The organism is Streptomyces cyaneofuscatus (assembly GCF_000718135.1).
Taxonomy (GTDB): domain Bacteria; phylum Actinomycetota; class Actinomycetes; order Streptomycetales; family Streptomycetaceae; genus Streptomyces; species Streptomyces cyaneofuscatus.
In genome coordinates this window covers 49,305-67,133 of record NZ_JOEM01000006.1, presented here as the reverse complement: position 1 = coordinate 67,133, position 17,829 = coordinate 49,305, and the positions used below count along the sequence as shown (strand labels likewise).

Here is a 17,829-nt window from a genome sequence, read left to right as displayed (position 1 = left end):
GAAGACCCCACCCGAAGGGCGGCGCAACACCCCACCACCGGGCGAGTCGCTCACGTACGGTTGACGCATGACGAGCATCGGTGGTGCAGAGATGGTCGACTGGAACCTCGCGGTCGCGACCGCGACCCGACTGGTACGGCCCGGGCCGGAGATCAGCCGCGAGGAGGCCCGCGCCGTCGTCGCGGAGCTCCGGCGCCACGCCAAGGCCTCCGAGGAGCACGTCCGGGCCTTCACCCGGATGATCCCGGAAGGGACCGAACCGGAGGACACCCCCGTCCTGGTCGTCGACCGGGCCGGCTGGATCAGGGCCAACGTCGCGGGCTTCCGCGAACTGCTGCGCCCGCTGCTCGCCAAGATGGAGGCCCGCCGCTCCGGCGGACCCGGCGGCGCCGTGCTCGGCGCGGTCGGCGGCAAGGTCACCGGCGTGGAGCTGGGCATGCTGCTGTCGTTCCTGGCCTCCCGGATCCTCGGCCAGTACGAGACGTTCGCCCCCGCCACCAGGGAGCTCCCCGGCTCCGCCGACGGCGGCGGACGGCTCCTCCTGGTCGCGCCCAACATCGTCCACGTCGAGCGGGAACTCGACGTCGACCCGCACGACTTCCGGCTCTGGGTCGCCCTCCACGAGGAGACCCACCGCACCCAGTTCACCGGCGTCCCCTGGCTCCGCGACCACCTCCAGGGCGAGATCCAGTCGTTCCTGGACGAGACCGACGTCGACCCGATGACCTTCCTGGAGCGGCTCCGCGAGGCCGCCCAGTCCCTCTCCGGCGCCGGCCGCCCCGAGGGCGAACGCGGCGACGACAGGGGCCGCAGCCTCGTCGACGTCGTCCAGACCCCCGCCCAGCGCGAGGTCCTCGGCCGCCTCACCGCCGTGATGTCCCTCCTGGAGGGCCACGCGGACTTCGTGATGGACGGCGTCGGCCCCGAGGTCGTCGGCTCCGTCGCCGAGATCCGCGAGAAGTTCCAGAAGCGCCGCGCCCAGGGCGCCGGCCGGCTCGACCAGGCGCTGCGCAAGCTGCTCGGTCTGGACGCCAAGCTGCGGCAGTACAAGGACGGCGAGAAGTTCGTACGATCGGTCGTCGAAGAGGTCGGCATGGACGGCTTCAACCGGGTCTGGACCTCGCCCAACACCCTCCCGACGAAGGCGGAGATCGCCAAACCCGCGGAGTGGGTCGCGCGGGTGCACCGCACGGCGGAATCGTGACCCTTTCCCGGCCCAGGACCGGGAAACTGCCCTTCTATCACCCATCCGAGGGACCATGAGGGCATGGGAAGGCGTGCAATGCTCGATGAACAGCTTGCCTCTGTCACCATCGACGCACTCTGAGTGACGGGACTCACGCGTTCCGGCGCTCGACGCTCCTCCCGAACCTCCATGAAGGGCACCGGACATGGGTCCCCATCCTGCGGTCGCGGCGATACGCCTGGCGGTCCGCCGCGTACTCCACGACGTCCTCACCGAATCCCACCGTGACGGCGGCCCCGGCGGCCCCGGCGGCCTCGACCGCCCCGCCGAAGAGGCCGGGCGCCCGGCGCCCGCCGCCTCCCGCTACGCCGAGGCCGGCGCGGCGGGCAGGCCCGCCCGCCCCGACCGGCCCGCGCTCTCCGACCGGCCGCCCCTCCCCGACCGGCCCGCCGCCCCCCTCGTCCTCGTCGCCTGCTCCGGCGGCGCCGACTCCATGGCGCTCGCCTCGGCCCTCGCCTTCGAGGCCCGCAAGCTCGACGTCCGGGCCGGCGGCATCACCGTCGACCACAACCTCCAGCCGGGATCCGGCCTCCGCGCCGCCGAGGTCGTCACCCGGCTCGCCGCCATGGACCTCGACCCCGTCGAGGCCGTCGCCGTGCACGTCGGACGCGAGGGCGGCCCCGAGGCCGCCGCCCGCGACGCCCGCTACGCCGCGCTGGACGCCGCCGCCGAACGCCACGGCGCCGCCGCCGTGCTCCTCGGCCACACCCGCGACGACCAGGCCGAGACCGTCCTCCTCGGCCTCGCCCGCGGCTCCGGCATCCGCTCGCTCTCCGGCATGGCCGCCGCCTCCGGACCGGCCGGCCGCTACCGCCGTCCCTTCCTCCAGCTCGACCGGCAGACCGCCCGCAAGGCCTGCCTGGTCCAGTCGATCCCCGTCTGGGACGACCCGCACAACATCGACCCCGCCTACACCCGCTCCCGGCTCCGCCACGAGGGCCTGCCCGCCCTGGAGAAGGCCCTCGGCAAGGGCGTCGTCGAAGCCCTCGCCCGGACGGCCCAGCTCTCCCGCGACGACGCCGACGCCCTGGACACCTGGGCCGCCGAGGCCGAGCTCGCCGTGCGCGACGAGACCGGTCGCCTGGAGTGCGCCAAGCTCTACGTGCTGCCCCCCGCCGTACGCCGCCGGGTGCTGCGCCGGGCCGTCATCGAGGCCGGGGCGCCGGCCGGCTCCCTCTTCGCCCGCCACCTCGAAGAAGTCGACCGCCTGATCACCGGCTGGCGCGGCCAGCGGGCCATCAACCTGCCCGGCCGCGTCGAGGCCCGACGGCAGGGTGGCAGACTGGTCATTCGGCAGAGCTGACGCGCGAGCGGCCAGCCGCAGGCGAACAGCCGGGCCGGGCCCGGGGCACACCCCCGGGCCCGGCAGGCGAGAAAGAGACGCGGGTGAACGAGAAGGACATGGGTACCGACCTTCAGTCGGTGCTCCTCACCAAGGAAGAGATCGACGCGAAGCTCGTCGAGCTGGCCGCGAAGATCGACGCGGAGTACGCGGGCAAGGACCTGCTGATCGTCGGCGTCCTCAAGGGCGCGGTGATGGTCATGGCGGACCTGGCGCGCGCGCTGTCCACCCCCGTCACGATGGACTGGATGGCCGTCTCCTCGTACGGGGCGGGCACCCAGTCCTCCGGTGTCGTCCGGATCCTCAAGGACCTGGACACCGACATCAAGGGCAAGCACGTCCTGATCGTCGAGGACATCATCGACTCCGGTCTGACGCTGTCCTGGCTGCTGTCCAACCTGGGCTCCCGGGAGCCGGCCTCCCTGGAGGTCTGCACCCTGCTGCGCAAGCCGGACGCCGCGAAGGTCGCGATCGACGTGAAGTGGATCGGCTTCGACATCCCCAACGAGTTCGTCGTCGGCTACGGGCTGGACTACGCGGAGAAGTACCGCAACCTCCCGTTCGTCGGCACGCTCGCCCCGCACGTCTACGGCGGCTGACCCCCGGGGAACCCTGGCCGCCCGCGGGCCGTTGAAGCTTCGAAAGCGGGTTTCTCCGCCGCACGCAGCGGTCGCGGGCCTCCTTGCTGGGGTACCGTCCGAAGAGCACTCTTTTCCAACAGAGCTTTCAAACACAGCAGCATTTACCTACGGGCAGGAGGGACGGGGCGTCTTCGCTCCGTATGGATGGACGTGAAGCGATACTTCCGTGGGCCGGTCATGTGGATCGTGCTGGCCGTCCTCGCCGTGGTCGTGTTGATGCAGGTCGTCGGCTCGTCGGGCGGCTACAAGACGGTGGACACCGCCAAGGTGATCCAGGCGATCAGCAAGGACCAGGTGGAGCAGGCCAAGCTGACCACCGGTGACGAGCAAATTCTCAAGATCGAACTTAAGGACGGCCAGAAGCTTGCCGGCGAGTCCGGCACCAAGTTCCAGGCGAGCTACATCGGCAACCAGGGCGTCCAGCTCGCCGACACGCTCCAGCAGAAGTTCGAAGCGGGTGACATCGAGAAGGGTTACACCGTCTCGCCGTCGAAGCAGTCCCCGTTCGTCTCGATCCTTCTCTCGCTGCTGCCCTTCGTCCTGATCGTCGTCGTCTTCCTGTTTCTGATGAACCAGATGCAGGGCGGCGGCTCCAAGGTCATGCAGTTCGGCAAGTCCAAGGCCAAGCTGATCACCAAGGACACCCCGAAGACGACCTTCGCCGATGTGGCGGGGTCCGACGAGGCGGTCGAGGAGCTCCACGAGATCAAGGAGTTCCTCCAGGAGCCGGCGAAGTTCCAGGCCGTCGGCGCCAAGATCCCCAAGGGCGTCCTGCTCTACGGGCCGCCCGGTACGGGCAAGACGCTGCTCGCACGCGCCGTCGCCGGCGAAGCGGGCGTGCCGTTCTACTCGATCTCCGGGTCCGACTTCGTCGAGATGTTCGTCGGTGTCGGTGCCTCCCGGGTGCGTGACCTCTTCGAGCAGGCCAAGGCGAACGCCCCGGCGATCGTCTTCGTCGACGAGATCGACGCCGTCGGCCGGCACCGCGGTGCGGGCATGGGCGGCGGGCACGACGAGCGCGAGCAGACGCTCAACCAGCTGCTCGTCGAGATGGACGGGTTCGACGTGAAGGGCGGGGTCATCCTGATCGCCGCCACGAACCGCCCGGACATCCTCGACCCGGCCCTCCTGCGCCCGGGACGCTTCGACCGGCAGATCGCGGTCGACCGCCCCGACATGCTGGGCCGGCTGGAGATCCTGAAGGTCCACCAGAAGGGCAAGCCGGTCGCGAAGGACGTCGATCTCGGCGCCGTCGCCCGCCGGACGCCCGGCTTCACCGGTGCCGACCTGTCGAACGTGCTGAACGAGGCCGCGCTCCTGACGGCGCGCAGCGACAAGAAGCTCATCGACAACGAGAGTCTCGACGAGGCCATCGACCGCGTCGTGGCGGGCCCGCAGAAGCGGACCCGGATCATGTCCGAGAAGGAGAAGAAGATCACCGCGTACCACGAGGGCGGACACGCCCTGGTCGCGGCGGCCTCCCCCCAGTCGGACCCGGTCCACAAGATCACGATCCTCTCCCGCGGCCGCGCCCTCGGTTACACGATGGTGCTCCCGGAGGAGGACAAGTACTCCACGACGCGCAACGAGATGCTCGACCAGCTGGCCTACATGCTGGGCGGGCGCGCGGCCGAGGAGCTGGTCTTCCACGACCCGACCACCGGCGCGGCGAACGACATCGAGAAGGCCACGGCGACGGCCCGCGCGATGGTCACGCAGTACGGCATGACGGAGCGGCTCGGCGCCATCAAGTTCGGCGGCGACAACACCGAGCCTTTCCTGGGCCGTGAGATGGGCCACCAGCGCGACTACTCGGAAGAGGTCGCGGCACTGGTCGACGAAGAGGTCAAGAAGCTCATCGAGACCGCCCACAACGACGCGTGGGAGATTCTCGTCGAGAACCGCGACATCCTCGACGCCCTCGTGCTCGAACTCCTGGAGAAGGAGACGCTCGGCAAGGACGAGATCGCGGAGATCTTCGCCCCGATCGTCAAGCGTCCCGCCCGCCCGGCGTGGACCGGCTCCGCCCGGCGCACCCCGTCGACGCGGCCTCCGGTGCTCTCCCCGAAGGAGCTGGCCCTCACCAACGGCGCCTCCACCGCCAACGGCTCGGCCACCCCGCCGGAGATCGCCCCGGCGACGGACCTCAGCAAGGACATCGCCCCCTCCACGGAGGCGATCCCCGAGGACCGTCCCGAGAGCTAGACCCGCACCGCATCCCGGTGAGACCTCCGTCACGGGGGTCTCACCAGGTCCGGAATGGATGCCGCGCCCCCCAGGTTTTAGCCTGTGGGGGCGCGGCTTTTCCGTATGCCTGCGGATGTTCCGTGCGAACCGCGCACGGGGCGGCACAGAGGAACGAGGCACAGATGACCGACCCGGTGACGCTGGACGGCCAGGGATCGATCGGCGATTTCGACGAGAAGCGGGCCGAGGCGGCCGTACGCGAACTGCTCATCGCCGTGGGAGAGGACCCGGACCGCGAGGGCCTCAGGGAGACACCGGGGCGGGTGGCGCGGGCGTACAAGGAGATCTTCGCGGGCCTGTACCAGCAGCCCGAGGACGTCCTGACGACCACGTTCGACCTGGGTCACGACGAGATGGTGCTGGTCAAGGACATCGAGGTGTTCTCGACATGTGAGCATCATCTGGTGCCGTTCAGGGGCGTCGCGCACGTCGGCTACATCCCGGCGTCCACCGGAAAGATCACCGGTCTCTCCAAGCTGGCCCGGCTGGTGGACGTCTACGCCCGCCGCCCGCAGGTCCAGGAGCGGCTGACGACCCAGATCGCCGAGTCCCTCATGGCGATCCTGGAGCCGCGCGGAGTCATCGTCGTCGTCGAGTGCGAGCACATGTGCATGTCCATGCGGGGGATCCGCAAGCCCGGCGCGAAGACCCTCACCTCCGCGGTGCGCGGCCAGCTCCGCGACCCCGCGACGCGCGCCGAGGCGATGAGCCTCATCATGGCGCGCTGACACGGCCTGACGGCCGGCTCGGCGAACCCGGCGGCACGGGCCCGGCGCCGCTCTAGGCGGTTGCCGTGCCTGTGCCGTCGTGGTTGTTCTCGCCGTCCTCGGGGAGGCGGCAGACGCGTTCCAGGAAGAAGGCGGCCGCGATGACGCCGATGCCCGCCACCACCGCCGCGCCCGCGTAGATGGCCTGGTCGCGGCGGGGTGGGACGTCGAGGAAGCTGAGCAGGAAGACGCCCGCGCCGCCGTACATCCCGGTGACCAGGGCGGTGACCAGGGCGCTCGCCTGGCCGAAGACGACCGCCCGCGCCGCCATCAGGGGCTCGACGCCCTTGGCGCCGGGGCGGCGCTCCCGCTGGGCGCGGAGGCGGGTGCGGATGGAGAGGGCGGTGGCCAGGAGGATCACCGCGATCACGGCGAGCACGATCGAGGCGGCCAGCGGGACGCTCGGGAGCGTGCCGAGGGAGTCCCAGAGGCGGGCGCCGCCCCAGGAGAGGACGCCGGCGGCGGCGAAGAGGCCCGCCAGTACCCCGAGCCGTAGTTGCTTCACCGCGTCAGCCGCCCTTCGTCGCCTGTTTCCCGAGCCCGCCTGCTGTTCCCGAGCTCGTGCCCGTCGAGCCTAACGATTACTCCGGCAGGCGCAGTTCCAGGTCGGCGCGGGGCAGGACGCCTTCGCGGCCGACCCCGGCGAGCAGCTCGGCGACCGGGCCGGCGCCGGGGAGCTGGGCCTCGGGGTCCACGTCGTGCCAGGGGGCGAGGACGAAGGCCCGCTCGTGGGCGCGGGGGTGGGGGAGGGTGAGCACCGGGTCGTTGGAGAGGACGTCCGCGTACGCCACGATGTCGACGTCGATGGTGCGCGGTCCCCACCGCTCCTCGCGGACCCGGTCGAAGGCCTCCTCGACGGCCTGGCCGCGCTCCAGCAGGGAGGCGGGCGGCAGCGTCGTCTTCACGAGGATGACCGCGTTGAAGTAGGAGGGCTGGCTGTCGGCCGCGACGCCCCAGGGCTCCGTCTCGTAGACCGGGGAGACGGCCTTGACCCGCAGGCCCGGGGTGTCCTCCAGCGCGTCGACGGCGCCCTGGAGGGTCTCCAGCCGGTTGCCCAGGTTGGAGCCGAGGGCGATCACGGCCATCTTGGGGTTGGAGAGGGTGACGTCGGCGGCGTCCACCTGCTTGACGACGGCGGCGGGCACCGGCTGTACGGTCGGGTCGCTCTGCCCCTCGGTGGAAAACGCAGTCATGCTCGGCTCCGAATGATGGTGATGGTCACGTCGTCGAAGGGGACGGTGATCGGTGCGTCCGGCTTGTGCACCACGACCTCGACCTCCTGGACACCTTCGTGCTTCAGGCACCGCTGGGCGATGCGCTCGGCGAGCGTCTCGATCAGGTCGACCGGCTCGCCCGTCACCACCTCGACGACCTCCTCGGCCACCACGCCGTAGTGCACGGTGCGGGCCAGGTCGTCGGTGGCTGCCGCGGGGCGGGTGTCGAGGCCGAGCACCAGGTCGACGATGAAGGTCTGGCCCTCTTCCCGTTCCTTGGGGAAGACGCCGTGGTGCCCACGGGCCTTGAGGCCGCGCAGCGCGACACGATCCACGCGAATCACTCCTGCTGTCGTTGGTCCAAGAGGCACCCGGCCGCGTGCGGGCGGCAAGGTGCCTTCTTTCGAATCTACCTGCGAGCACCGACAGTGCTCGCCCGTGGGGGCTATGGACAGCGCCTCACGGGACTGGTAGCCGCCCATACCCCGCGGTCGTGGATTCCAACCCCTGTCCACTCGGGAGGGTGAGCCCCCGACCTCAGGAGGGGCTCTCCTCCTCGTCGTCCTCGTCGGTCTCCGCCAGGACGGGCGAGCCGTGGTGGGACCAGAGCTTCCAGCCCTCGGGCGTGCGCCGGAACACGTTCGTGGCGACGACCAGCTGGCCCACCAGCGGCCCCAAGTCGTTGCCCTCCTCGGCCGGGCCGCCGCTGAGGATGTTCTCGGTGCAGGTGACCAGGGCGGTGTCGCCGGTCATCGCGACGTTGACGTCGGTCAGGAAGAACTGGATGTACTCGGTGTTCGCCATGATCAGGGCGTAGCTGCGCAGTACGTCTCCCCGCCCCGTGAGCACCGGCCACCCCGGGTGGACGCAGGAGACGGTGAGGTCCTCGCCCGGCAGCCAGAGCCCGGAGAGGGCTTCGTGGTCGCCGCGTTCCAGGGCTTCGTAGAAGGCGGTGTTGGCCGTCTCGACCTCCGCGATGTCGGCGGCGGCCGACGCGTGGTCCTCGTTCACGCGGCTCCCTCGACGGCGCGGGCGACCCGTACGGCGTCGGCGGTGGCCCCCACCTCGTGGACGCGGACCGCCCAGGCCCCGGCCCGGGCGGCGAGGGCGGAGATCGCCGCGGTCGCCGCGTCACGTTCGCGGGCGGGCGGCAGGGTGGCGCCGGGGCCGGCCAGCACGTGGCCGAGGAAGCGTTTGCGGGAGGCGGCCACCAGCAGCGGGCGGCCCAGCGCGTGGAGCTCGTCGAGGTGCGCGACGAGGGCCAGGTCGTGGGGGGCGTTCTTCGCGAAGCCGAGGCCGGGGTCGATCACGACGCGTTCCGGGGCCACCCCGCCCGCCACCACCGCGTCCATCCGCTGTCGCAGCTCGTCGAGGACCTCGGCGACCACGTCCTCGTACACCGCGCGGCTGTTCATCGACTCGCTGAAGCCGCGCCAGTGCATCACGACGAACGGGACCCCGGCGGCGGCGACGGCCGGGATCATGTCCGGGTCCGCGAGGCCGCCGCTCACGTCGTTGACCAGGACGGCCCCGGCGGCGACGGCCTTCTCGGCGACGCGGGCGCGCATGGTGTCCACGGAGACGGTGACGCCCTCGGAGGCCAGCCCCTTCACGACGGGGATCACCCGCCGCAGCTCCTCCGACTCGTTCACCCGGCTGGCGCCGGGGCGGGTCGACTCGCCGCCGACGTCGACCAGGTCGGCGCCCTCGGACACCAGGTCGAGGCCGTGCTTGACCGCGGCCGTGGTGTCGAACCAGCGGCCGCCGTCGGAGAAGGAGTCGGGCGTCACGTTGACGACCCCCATGACCGCACAGCGGTCCCACTCCGGCAGCCCTCGGACCGTGCCCCGCGTGCGTGACGTACTCATGCGTCCAGCCTAGGCCCGCCACGCCGCCCGCTACGCCGCGCGTACCTCGTGCTCCTGGGCCGTACGCAGTGTGTGGCCGCAGGGGCGCCGGCCCCGGGAGCGGAACGGGCGCGGCAGCGAGACGTTCACGAACCCCTCCGCCTGCATCGCCGCGATCCCGATGCGCGGCAGGTCCCGGCTGGTGCGGAAGACCACGAAGCGGGGCTCCCAGCGGGGCTTGAACTTGGCGTTGAACTTGTACAGCGACTCGATCTGGAACCAGCGGGAGAGGAAGATCAGCAGCCCCCGCCAGCAGCGCAGCACCGGCCCGGCGCCGAGCCGCTCGCCGCGGGCCAGCGCCGAGCGGAACATCGCGAAGTTCAGCGAGACCCGCTCGACGCCCAGCTTCCCGGCGGCCTGGAGCGAGGCGACGATCAGCAGCTCGTTCATGCCGGGGTCGGCCGAGCGGTCGCGGCGCATCAGCTCCAGGGACATCCCGTCGCGCCCCCACGGGACGAAGTGGAGGACGGCCTTCAGGTCGCCGTGCGGTCCGTCATCGGTGCCGGGCAGGTGCGCGGTGGCGATCACGCAGTCGCCGTCGGCGGGGTCGCCGATCCGGCCGAGCGCCATGGAGAAGCCGCGCTCGGTGTCGGTGCCGCGCCAGTCGGCGGCGGCCCGGCGGATGCGCTCCAGCTCGGTGGCGCCGATGTCACGTGCTCGCCGGACCCGGGTCTCGTAGCCGTTGCGTTCGATACGCCCCACCATCTGGCGTACGTTCCGCATGGCCCGCCCGGCGAGGGAGAAATCCGCGACATCGACCACCGCCTCGTCGCCCAGCTCCAGGGCGGTGAGTCCGGTCTCGCGGGTCCAGACCTCGCCGCCGCGCTCGCTGCACCCCATCACGGCCGGGGTCCAGGAGTGCGCCTTCGCCTCGTCCATGAAGCGTTCGATGGCGCCGGGCCAGGCCTCCACGTCGCCGATGGGGTCGCCGCCGGCCAGCATCACCCCGGAGACGACCCGGTAGCAGACGGCGGCCTTGCCGCTGGGGGAGAAGACGACGGCCTTGTCGCGGCGGAGTGCGAAGTGGCCGAGCGAGTCGCGGCCGCCGTGCGTCGCCAGCAGCGCCCGCAGCCGGCTCTCGTCGTCCTCGGTGAGGCGGGCGGCCGGGTGTTCGGGGCGGAAGGCGAGGTAGATCGTGGTGACGGCGGTCAGCAGGCCGAGCGCGCCGAGCGAGTAGGCGACGGTCCAGCTGGTCCGCCCGGCGTAGTCGACCGGGCCCTCGACGCCGAACAGGCCGTACAGCACGTGCTGGAGCCGGTCCGCGATGGACGGGTCGCCGACGACGCGGCCGGGGTGGACGGAGACGATGACCAGCCCGAGCGCCAGCGAAGAGGCCCCGAGCAGTACGAAGTTGGCCAGCGCCCGCCAGCGGCTGCGCGGGTCGGGCAGGGCGCGGAACTGGTCCCGGTGGCGGACGAGCAGGTAGCAGAGCGTCAGGGAGACCAGGACGCCGACGATCGAGTGCCGGTACGCGAACTGCGCCACGGCCCCCGCCGGAAGCAGCACCACCGCCGCCCGCCAGGCCCGCCGCTTGTGCCGCTTCAGCCCGTGCGCGAGCAGGAGCAGCAGCACGCCGGCGCTCAGCGAGAGCGCGGCGGCGAACGGACCGAGCGCGCCGGGGAGCACCTCGGCGAGGGTGTGCATCCGGCTGTGCCGGAAGCGGGGGAAGACACCGGCCGCGACGTCGATCAGTCCGACGACGGTGCAGGCGGTGCCGACGACGGCCGGTACGGCTTCGGGGCGGGGGCCGTGGAGCAGCCGCCGCACGCGTTGCGGAACCGACACCGTTTTATCCCCATCTACCGTGACAGACATCGCTTCCGTGGCTCCAGATGAGATTGCGGATTCCGTGAGTCCGTCGGCCGTGGCCGTTCCGGACGATGTGCTCCCTCTAGGACGGGGGCCGGGTGGAGAGGGTTCATCCACATTCCGGAAATTTCCGCTCGGAAGCGCATCGGAAGCGCATCGGAAGTGCATCGGAAGCGGGTCGGAAGCGCAGCGGAGAAGCAGCGAAAACGCAGAGAAAGCTCACTCATGGGTCTCACCAGCAAGGTAGTTCTGGCGGTCGTGGCCGCCTCGGCCGTGGCGTTGTTCGCCGCCACGGTCTGGCTCTGGCCACGCCTGGCCCGGCGGAGCGCCGCCGCCGTGACGGGCCGGGTCGGGCTGCTGCTGGCGACCCAGCTGACGCTGTTCGCCTCGGTCGGCCTGGCGGCGAACAACGCGTTCCTCTTCTACGGCTCCTGGGCCGATCTCTTCGGCCAGAAGCAGGAGCTGGGCGTGGTCAGCGACCATACGGACGGGGGGCCCGGCTCACGGAACATGACGCGGATCGGCACCCAGCGCCCGGACGTGCCGGGCGGCGGGGTGCCGTCGGCGGGCGGGCGGATCGACAAGGTGGTGGTCTCGGGGCGGCTGTCGGGCATCGAGTCACCGGCGTACGTCTATCTGCCGCCGGAGTATTTCCGCAGCGCGTACGCCAAGCGGACGTTCCCGGCGGTGGTGGTGCTGACCGGATACCCGGGGACGGCGGAGAACCTTCTCAAGGGCCTGCGTTATCCCCGGACGGCGCACGAGCGCGTGAAGGCGGGCAAGGCGCAGCCGATGATCCTGGTGATGCTGCGGCCGACGGTGGCGCCGCCCCGGGACACCGAGTGCGTGGACATTCCGAAGGGGCCGCAGACGGAGACGTTCTTCGCGAAGGACCTCCCGGAGGCGATCAGCCAGTCGTACCGGGTCGGGAAGCAGGCCCGTAACTGGGGCATCATCGGCAACTCGACCGGTGGCTACTGCGCGTTGAAGATCGGGCTGCACCATACCGACCGGTACGCGGCGAGCGCCGGGCTCTCCGCGTACTACAAGGCCGCCGAGGACCCGACGACCGGGGACCTGTTCCACGGGAAGCAGGAGCTGCGCGACCGGGCGGACCTGATGTGGACGCTGGAGAACCGGCCGCCGTCCGGCGGTTCGTTCCTGGTGACGACGTCACGGCAGGGCGAGGGGAACCTGCGGAGCACGATGCGGTTCATCGACAAGGTGAAGGCGCCCGCCCAGGTGTCCTCGATCGTGCTGGACAGCGGCGGGCACAACTTCACGACCTGGCGGCGGGAGATCCCGCCGGCGCTGGAGTGGCTGAGCGGGCGCCTCAGCGCGCAGTGAGGGGCCGGGTCAGGCGCTTGCGACCGTCTCCACCGCCACCTCCGCGCGCGGTACGGCCTGCGCGTCGGCGTCGATCGAGCGGCGCAGCGCCTCGTGCAGCCGGGCGGGGGTCAGCACGCCGAGGAAGCGGCCCTCGCTCTCCTTGTCGACGACCGCGATCCAGCCCGCGTCGTGCTGGAGCATGGTGGCGAACGCCTGCTTGAGCGGGGCGCCGAGCGGGAGCCAGGCCTCCATCCGGCGGGCGTGCTCGCGGACGGTGCCCTTCGCCGCGGTGGCCGCCTCGGCGGGGATCCAGCCGTGCAGGTTGTCCCGGCCGTCCAGGACGACCGCCCAGCGCGCGCCCTCGGACCGGAGGCGTGCGGTGGCCTCGGCGAGGGAGTCGTCGAGGTGGACGACCGGGGGCTGGTCGAGGTCGCTCTCCTCGATCGGGGTCACCGAGAGCCGCTTGAGCCCGCGGTCGGCGCCGACGAAGTCGGCCACGTACGGGGTGGCGGGGGCGCCGAGGACGGTGGCGGGGGAGTCGAACTGCTCGATGCGGCCACTCCCGTAGACGGCGATCCGGTCGCCGAGGCGGACGGCTTCCTCGATGTCGTGGGTGACGAAGAGGACGGTCTTACGGACCTGGGCCTGGAGTTTCAGGAATTCGTTCTGGAGCCGTTCGCGGACCACCGGGTCGACCGCGCCGAACGGCTCGTCCATCAGCAGGACGGGCGGGTCGGCGGCCAGGGCGCGGGCGACCCCGACGCGCTGGCGCTGTCCGCCGGAGAGCTGTTCCGGATAGCGGTCGCCGTAGACGGACGGGTCGAGTCCGACGAGGTCGAGGAGTTCGGCGGCGCGTTCGCGTCCCTTTCCGCGCTTCCAGCCCAGGAGGTGGGGGACGGTCGCGGTGTTCTCCAGCACCGTCTTGTGCGGGAAGAGGCCCACCTGCTGGATCACATAGCCGATGCGGCGGCGGAGTTCGACGGGGTCGACGGCGGATATGTCCTCCCCGTCGAGGAATATCGTGCCCTCGGTCGGTTCGATCAGCCGGTTGACCATCTTCATGGTGGTCGTCTTGCCGCAGCCGGAAGGTCCGACGAGCGTGACCAGTTCACCCTCGGCGACCTCGAACGAAAGGTCGTCGACGGCGGTGGTGCCGTCCGCGTACCGCTTGGTGACGTGCTCGAAACGGATCATGATTCCCCATTGTGGAGGGCGTTCTGTGAAGGGCGTGTTGCCGGAATGCGACAGCATCCGTGATTGTCAGTGGTCGAGGATAGGCTCGCCAGACATCAGTTCGACACGGGCGCGACGGGGAAAACGGCCCCACGGGACGTGACAGGGAATCGGCCCTACGGGGACGTGACAGGGATCGGGGGGTGGGCCGGATGGCCGCAGGGAACTGCCTGGCGACGAACGACTGGATCTGCGGCGAGTATCTGCGCTCCCGCAGCCAGGAGTTGACCGACGCCACCGTGCAGCACATCGGGATCACGGTCGTCTCGGTGCTCATCGGGCTCGCGGTCGCCTTCCCGCTGGCGCTGCTCGCCCGCCGGGGCCGCGGCTTCGCCGGGCCGGTGCTCGGGCTGACGACGATTCTCTACACCGTGCCCTCGCTGGCGATGTTCTCGCTGCTGCTGCCCCTGTTCGGGCTCTCCGCCGCGCTCGTCGTCACGGGCCTGGTGCTCTATTCGCTCACCATCCTCGTACGGAACATCCTCGCCGGCCTCGAAGCCGTCCCCGCGGAGGCCAAGGAGGCCGCCCGGGGCATGGGGTACGGGCCGGGCCGGCTGCTGTGGGAGGTGGAGCTCCCGCTCGCGCTGCCCGCGCTGATGGCGGGGCTGCGCATAGCCACCGTGTCGACGGTCGCGTTGACCACGGTCGGCTCGCTCGTCGGCAAGGGCGGCCTCGGCAACCTCATCGAGGACGCGCTGCCGAGCTTCTTCAAGGCCCAGGTGCTCGCCGCCTCCGTGTTGTGCGTGCTGCTCGCGGTCACCGCCGACCTGCTGCTCCTCGGCCTCCAGCGGCTGCTGACGCCCTGGACGCGTATCCGGGCGGCGTCGGGGGATAAGGGTACGGGTGCGGGCGGCGCGGACGGTTCCGGCGGCCCGGGCGGTGCCACGGAAGGGTCCGGCGGCTCCGGCGGTCCGGCGGGCATACCCGCCCCGGCGAAGGTGGAGGCGGGCTGACCCGTGGGAGTCATCGGCGAAGCCTGGACCTGGCTCACCAGCGGGGCCAACTGGTCGGGCGACGGCGGAGCCGCGCACCGGCTCGGCGAGCATCTGTACGTGAGCGGGGTCGCCCTCGCGGTGGCCTGCGCCATCGCCCTGCCGCTCGCCCTCTACCTGGGGCACATCGGCAGGGGCGGCGCGCTCGCGGTCAACATCTCCAACGTGGGGCGGGCCATCCCGGTCTTCGCGGTGCTGGCCCTCTTCATGCTCACGCCCCTGCGCAACTCCGGCTACTGGCCCACGATCATCGCGCTGGTGCTGTTCGCCATGCCGCCGCTGCTGACCAACGCCTATGTCGGGATGCGGGAGGTGGACCGGTCCGTGGTGGAGGCCGCCCGGGGCATGGGGATGTCCGGCGGCCAGCTCTTCGTCCGGGTCGAGCTGCCGCTCGCCTACCCGATGATCATGACCGGGCTGCGCTCCGCCGCCGTCCAGGTCGTGGCCACCGCCTCGATCGCCGCCATGGTCGGTCTCGGCGGTCTCGGCCGGATCATCACCGCCGGGTTCAACACCTACGACACCGCACAGGTCTTCGCGGGCGCGATCCTGGTCGCCGCCCTGGCCCTGCTGGTGGAAGGGGTGCTGGTGGCGCTGGACCGGGTGCTGTCACCGCTGCGCCGCCGCCGGACCGCGTGAGCCACCCGGCAGCCCCCCTCGCCTTCCTTTTTTCGGTCATCTTTTTCAGCTCGGATTTCAGCTCGGACGGAGAACAGACATGAGCAGGACCTCGCGGATAGCCGGAGCGGTCATCGGCATCGTGGCGCTGACAGGGTCGCTCGCGGCCTGCGGCGGCGACAGCCTGGAAAAGGAGAAGGGCGGCGGCTCCGGCTCCTCGGGCGGCGACAGCAAGAAGGGCTCGCTCGTCGTCGGCTCGGCCGCCTTCACCGAGTCCAAGGTGCTCGCCGAGCTGTACGCGCAGATCCTGGGCGACGCCGGGTACGACACCTCGATCACCACGGTGAAGAACCGTGAGCTGTACGAGCCCTCGCTGGAGAAGGGCGAGATCGACGTCGTACCCGAATACGCCGCCACGATCACCGAATTCCTCAACGCCAAGGTGAACGGGGCGGAGAAGGCCCAGAACGCCCCCCTCGCCTCCGGGGACGCCGCCGCCACGGTCGCCGCCCTGGAGAAGCTCGCGGAACCGCTGGGCCTCAAGGTGCTCCCGGCCGGGAAGGCCGTCGACCAGAACGCCTTCGCGGTCTCCAAGGAATTCGCCGAGAAGAACAACCTCAAGACGCTTTCCGATCTCGGAAAGTCGAAGCTCAAGGTCAAGATCGCGGCGGGCGACGAGTGCGAGGTGCGGCCCTTCTGCGCACCGGGTCTGAAGAAGACGTACGGCATCGACGTCACGGGGATCGACCCCAAGGGCGTCGGCACCCCGCAGTCCAAGCAGGCCGTCCGGGACGGCAAGGTCGAGCTGGTCCTGACGACGACCACGGACGCGGTGCTGGACGGGCTGGTGTTCCTGGAGGACGACAAGAAGCTCCAGAACGCCGACAACGTCCTGCCGGTCCTCAATGCCAAGGACGCGGGCGCCCCGGAGATCGCCGCCGCGCTCGGAAAGCTCACCGACACCCTCACCACGGAAGACCTCGCCGAGCTGAACCGCAAGGTCGACGCCGAGCGGGCGAAGCCCACGGACGTGGCGAAGGAGTATCTGGAGTCGAAGGGCCTCCTCAAGAAGTAGGCGCCCTCCGGAAGTAGGCGCCGTCGAGAATCAGCGCCTGATCGAGGGGTGTTCTTGATCAAAAAGCAGGGGGCTTCGGGGGCCGTCAGGTAACCGGCGGGGAAAGATTGCCGGGCGGCCCCCCAAGTAGCGCGCACACACGGTAAATTTCAGGCCATGCCACGTGGACGCCACCGCCATTCGCCACCCCTTCACAGAATCCTGCCGCCCTCCGTGGTGGCGGGAGTGTCGGTCGTCGGTGCTTCCGGCGCCTGGTTCCTCGCCGAACCCCTCGCCCTGCGCGGCCTGGTGGCCGCCGTGGCCGCCGCAGCCCTGACCGGCGCGTATCTGATGCGCAGCTGGGACCGGGCCGCGGGGCTGCAGGTCGCCGAGCTGACGCGGGCCCGTACCCGTGACGAGTGGCGGGCCGAGGAGCGGATAGCCGAGCTGGAGCAGGATCTGGAGGAGTCGCGCGAGCTGCGCACCCGTCTGGAGACCAAGCTCCGCCGCAAGCGTGTGGAGCTCGCCGGACTGCGCGGCGAGCACGCGGGCCTGCTGCGCCGGTACGCCAACGCCGAGACCGAGCGGGCCAGTGCGCTGGAGGGCCGCCGGCAGCTCGCCATCGAGGCTGCCGCCACCCCCGCCGAGCTGCCCGCCGGACGGTCCACGCCGACCCCGGAGGCGTACCGCCGCGCGGACGAGGCCCTGCTGAACCTCACCCGCAACGCCGCACTCCAGGAAGCGCGTCGTGCGGAAGCGACCGCCCGTGCCATCGCCGGTGACCAGGGCGTGGACGGGGAAGGCCCGCAGGGGAAGGACGCGGCGGCCCCCGGGGCGGGCGAGCACCACCAGCACCGCCGCCCGTCGACCACCCCGCCCGCCCCGGCCGCGAAGTCCCCGGGCGCGAAGGCTCCGGACGCCCCGGCCGCGGAGTCCCTGGCAGCCCCGGCGGCCGGTCCCGAGGCCACCGGCGTACCGGTGATGAAGGCCCCGGCCCCCGCGGCCCCGGCCCCCCTGACGCCGGCCTCCCCGGCCGCCAAGCCCCAGGCCCTCGGCGCCCGGCCCCAGCCCCCGGCTCTCGGCGCCCGCCCCCCGGCCTCCGCCGCGCCCGTGCACGTACCGCGTACGGTCCCCGCCGCCTCGGCCGTCGTGCCGTACGCCGCGGCCCGCCGCCACCTGGTCCCCCAGGGCAGCTTCGACTTCTTCGGCACCCAGAACGCCCAGAAGGCGAACGCCGCGATCGAGTCCGTGCAGAACGAGGACCTCGCGGACGTCGTCGGCGAGGAGGCGCTCGCCGTCCACCGCACGGGCGCCGTGCAGAACCGGGCCGTCGGCAAGGTCATCGACCTCACCGCGCACGACGAGACCGAGCAGATCGACGTGGCGGAACTGCGCGGCGCGGTCTCCTAGGAGCCCGCGCGTTCCTGTAG

17 protein-coding genes are annotated in these 17,829 nt (G+C 71.4%); 10 read left to right on the top strand and 7 right to left on the bottom strand.

Annotation, left to right across the window (positions count from 1 at the left end; all coding sequences use genetic code 11):
* Nucleotides 1–67 precede the first annotated feature (67 nt).
* The 5 genes from IF17_RS0111670 (at nucleotide 68) to folE (ending at nucleotide 6,204) form a co-directional block, all read left to right on the top strand.
* Nucleotides 68–1,204 (top strand): zinc-dependent metalloprotease, encoded by a 1,137-nt coding sequence (locus IF17_RS0111670; protein WP_032771865.1) that lies wholly within the window; start codon nucleotides 68–70, stop codon nucleotides 1,202–1,204.
* A 187-nt stretch (nucleotides 1,205–1,391) separates the two neighbouring features.
* The gene (gene tilS, locus IF17_RS0111665) at nucleotides 1,392–2,549 is read left to right on the top strand and encodes a tRNA lysidine(34) synthetase TilS (RefSeq protein ID WP_030564875.1); all 1,158 of its coding nucleotides are present in this window, start codon (nucleotides 1,392–1,394) and stop codon (nucleotides 2,547–2,549) included.
* A 98-nt stretch (nucleotides 2,550–2,647) separates the two neighbouring features.
* Complete coding sequence (gene hpt, locus IF17_RS0111660) at nucleotides 2,648–3,187, top strand: hypoxanthine phosphoribosyltransferase (protein WP_003968263.1); 540 nt, start codon at nucleotides 2,648–2,650, stop codon at nucleotides 3,185–3,187.
* A 186-nt stretch (nucleotides 3,188–3,373) separates the two neighbouring features.
* Nucleotides 3,374–5,434 carry an ATP-dependent zinc metalloprotease FtsH gene (gene ftsH / locus IF17_RS0111655; protein WP_030564873.1) on the top strand — a complete coding sequence of 687 codons (2,061 nt, stop codon included), beginning with the start codon at nucleotides 3,374–3,376 and terminating at the stop codon, nucleotides 5,432–5,434.
* A gap of 164 nt (nucleotides 5,435–5,598) precedes the next feature.
* Nucleotides 5,599–6,204 (top strand): GTP cyclohydrolase I FolE, encoded by a 606-nt coding sequence (gene folE, locus IF17_RS0111650; RefSeq protein ID WP_030564871.1) that lies wholly within the window; start codon nucleotides 5,599–5,601, stop codon nucleotides 6,202–6,204.
* 52 nt (nucleotides 6,205–6,256) lie between these two features.
* Here the strand turns inward: folE and IF17_RS0111645 are convergent, their stop codons facing one another.
* From IF17_RS0111645 to IF17_RS0111620, 6 genes are all read right to left on the bottom strand, one after another.
* Nucleotides 6,257–6,748 (bottom strand): DUF3180 domain-containing protein, encoded by a 492-nt coding sequence (locus tag IF17_RS0111645; protein ID WP_030564869.1) that lies wholly within the window; start codon nucleotides 6,746–6,748, stop codon nucleotides 6,257–6,259.
* Between the two features lie 76 nt (nucleotides 6,749–6,824).
* Nucleotides 6,825–7,436: a 2-amino-4-hydroxy-6-hydroxymethyldihydropteridine diphosphokinase gene (gene folK / locus IF17_RS0111640; protein ID WP_030564867.1), complete on the bottom strand. Its 612-nt coding sequence runs from the start codon at nucleotides 7,434–7,436 to the stop codon at nucleotides 6,825–6,827.
* The gene (gene folB / locus IF17_RS0111635; RefSeq protein ID WP_030564865.1) at nucleotides 7,433–7,792 is read right to left on the bottom strand and encodes a dihydroneopterin aldolase; all 360 of its coding nucleotides are present in this window, start codon (nucleotides 7,790–7,792) and stop codon (nucleotides 7,433–7,435) included. The genes folK and folB overlap by 4 nt, the downstream gene beginning before the upstream one ends.
* Nucleotides 7,793–7,994: 202 nt before the next feature.
* Nucleotides 7,995–8,468, bottom strand: a complete 474-nt coding sequence (locus IF17_RS0111630; protein WP_030564862.1) for a nuclear transport factor 2 family protein — start codon at nucleotides 8,466–8,468, stop codon at nucleotides 7,995–7,997.
* Nucleotides 8,465–9,325, bottom strand: coding sequence for a dihydropteroate synthase (gene folP, locus IF17_RS0111625; RefSeq protein ID WP_078615860.1), 861 nt, complete (start codon nucleotides 9,323–9,325; stop codon nucleotides 8,465–8,467). Before folP ends, IF17_RS0111630 begins: the two co-directional genes overlap by 4 nt.
* A 30-nt stretch (nucleotides 9,326–9,355) precedes the next feature.
* The gene (locus IF17_RS0111620) at nucleotides 9,356–11,179 is read right to left on the bottom strand and encodes a phosphatidylglycerol lysyltransferase domain-containing protein (RefSeq protein WP_051883960.1); all 1,824 of its coding nucleotides are present in this window, start codon (nucleotides 11,177–11,179) and stop codon (nucleotides 9,356–9,358) included.
* A 219-nt stretch (nucleotides 11,180–11,398) separates the two neighbouring features.
* Between IF17_RS0111620 and IF17_RS0111615 the strand changes: the two genes are divergently transcribed.
* On the top strand, nucleotides 11,399–12,520 hold the full coding sequence (locus tag IF17_RS0111615; protein ID WP_030564856.1) for an alpha/beta hydrolase: 1,122 nt from the start codon (nucleotides 11,399–11,401) through the stop codon (nucleotides 12,518–12,520).
* 9 nt (nucleotides 12,521–12,529) lie between these two features.
* Here the strand turns inward: IF17_RS0111615 and IF17_RS0111610 are convergent, their stop codons facing one another.
* A complete protein-coding gene (locus IF17_RS0111610; protein ID WP_030564854.1) occupies nucleotides 12,530–13,696 on the bottom strand; it encodes a betaine/proline/choline family ABC transporter ATP-binding protein in 1,167 nt (388 codons plus the stop codon).
* Nucleotides 13,697–13,887: 191 nt separating this feature from the next.
* Between IF17_RS0111610 and IF17_RS0111605 the strand changes: the two genes are divergently transcribed.
* The 4 genes from IF17_RS0111605 (at nucleotide 13,888) to IF17_RS0111590 (ending at nucleotide 17,809) form a co-directional block, all read left to right on the top strand.
* Nucleotides 13,888–14,688 carry an ABC transporter permease gene (locus IF17_RS0111605; protein ID WP_030564852.1) on the top strand — a complete coding sequence of 267 codons (801 nt, stop codon included), beginning with the start codon at nucleotides 13,888–13,890 and terminating at the stop codon, nucleotides 14,686–14,688.
* Nucleotides 14,689–14,691: 3 nt separating this feature from the next.
* Nucleotides 14,692–15,366: an ABC transporter permease gene (locus tag IF17_RS0111600; RefSeq protein ID WP_030564851.1), complete on the top strand. Its 675-nt coding sequence runs from the start codon at nucleotides 14,692–14,694 to the stop codon at nucleotides 15,364–15,366.
* Nucleotides 15,367–15,445: 79 nt separating this feature from the next.
* Nucleotides 15,446–16,420, top strand: coding sequence for an ABC transporter substrate-binding protein (locus IF17_RS0111595; RefSeq protein WP_030564849.1), 975 nt, complete (start codon nucleotides 15,446–15,448; stop codon nucleotides 16,418–16,420).
* A 225-nt stretch (nucleotides 16,421–16,645) separates the two neighbouring features.
* Nucleotides 16,646–17,809, top strand: a complete 1,164-nt coding sequence (locus tag IF17_RS0111590; RefSeq protein ID WP_244890456.1) for a hypothetical protein — start codon at nucleotides 16,646–16,648, stop codon at nucleotides 17,807–17,809.
* Nucleotides 17,810–17,829 lie beyond the last annotated feature (20 nt).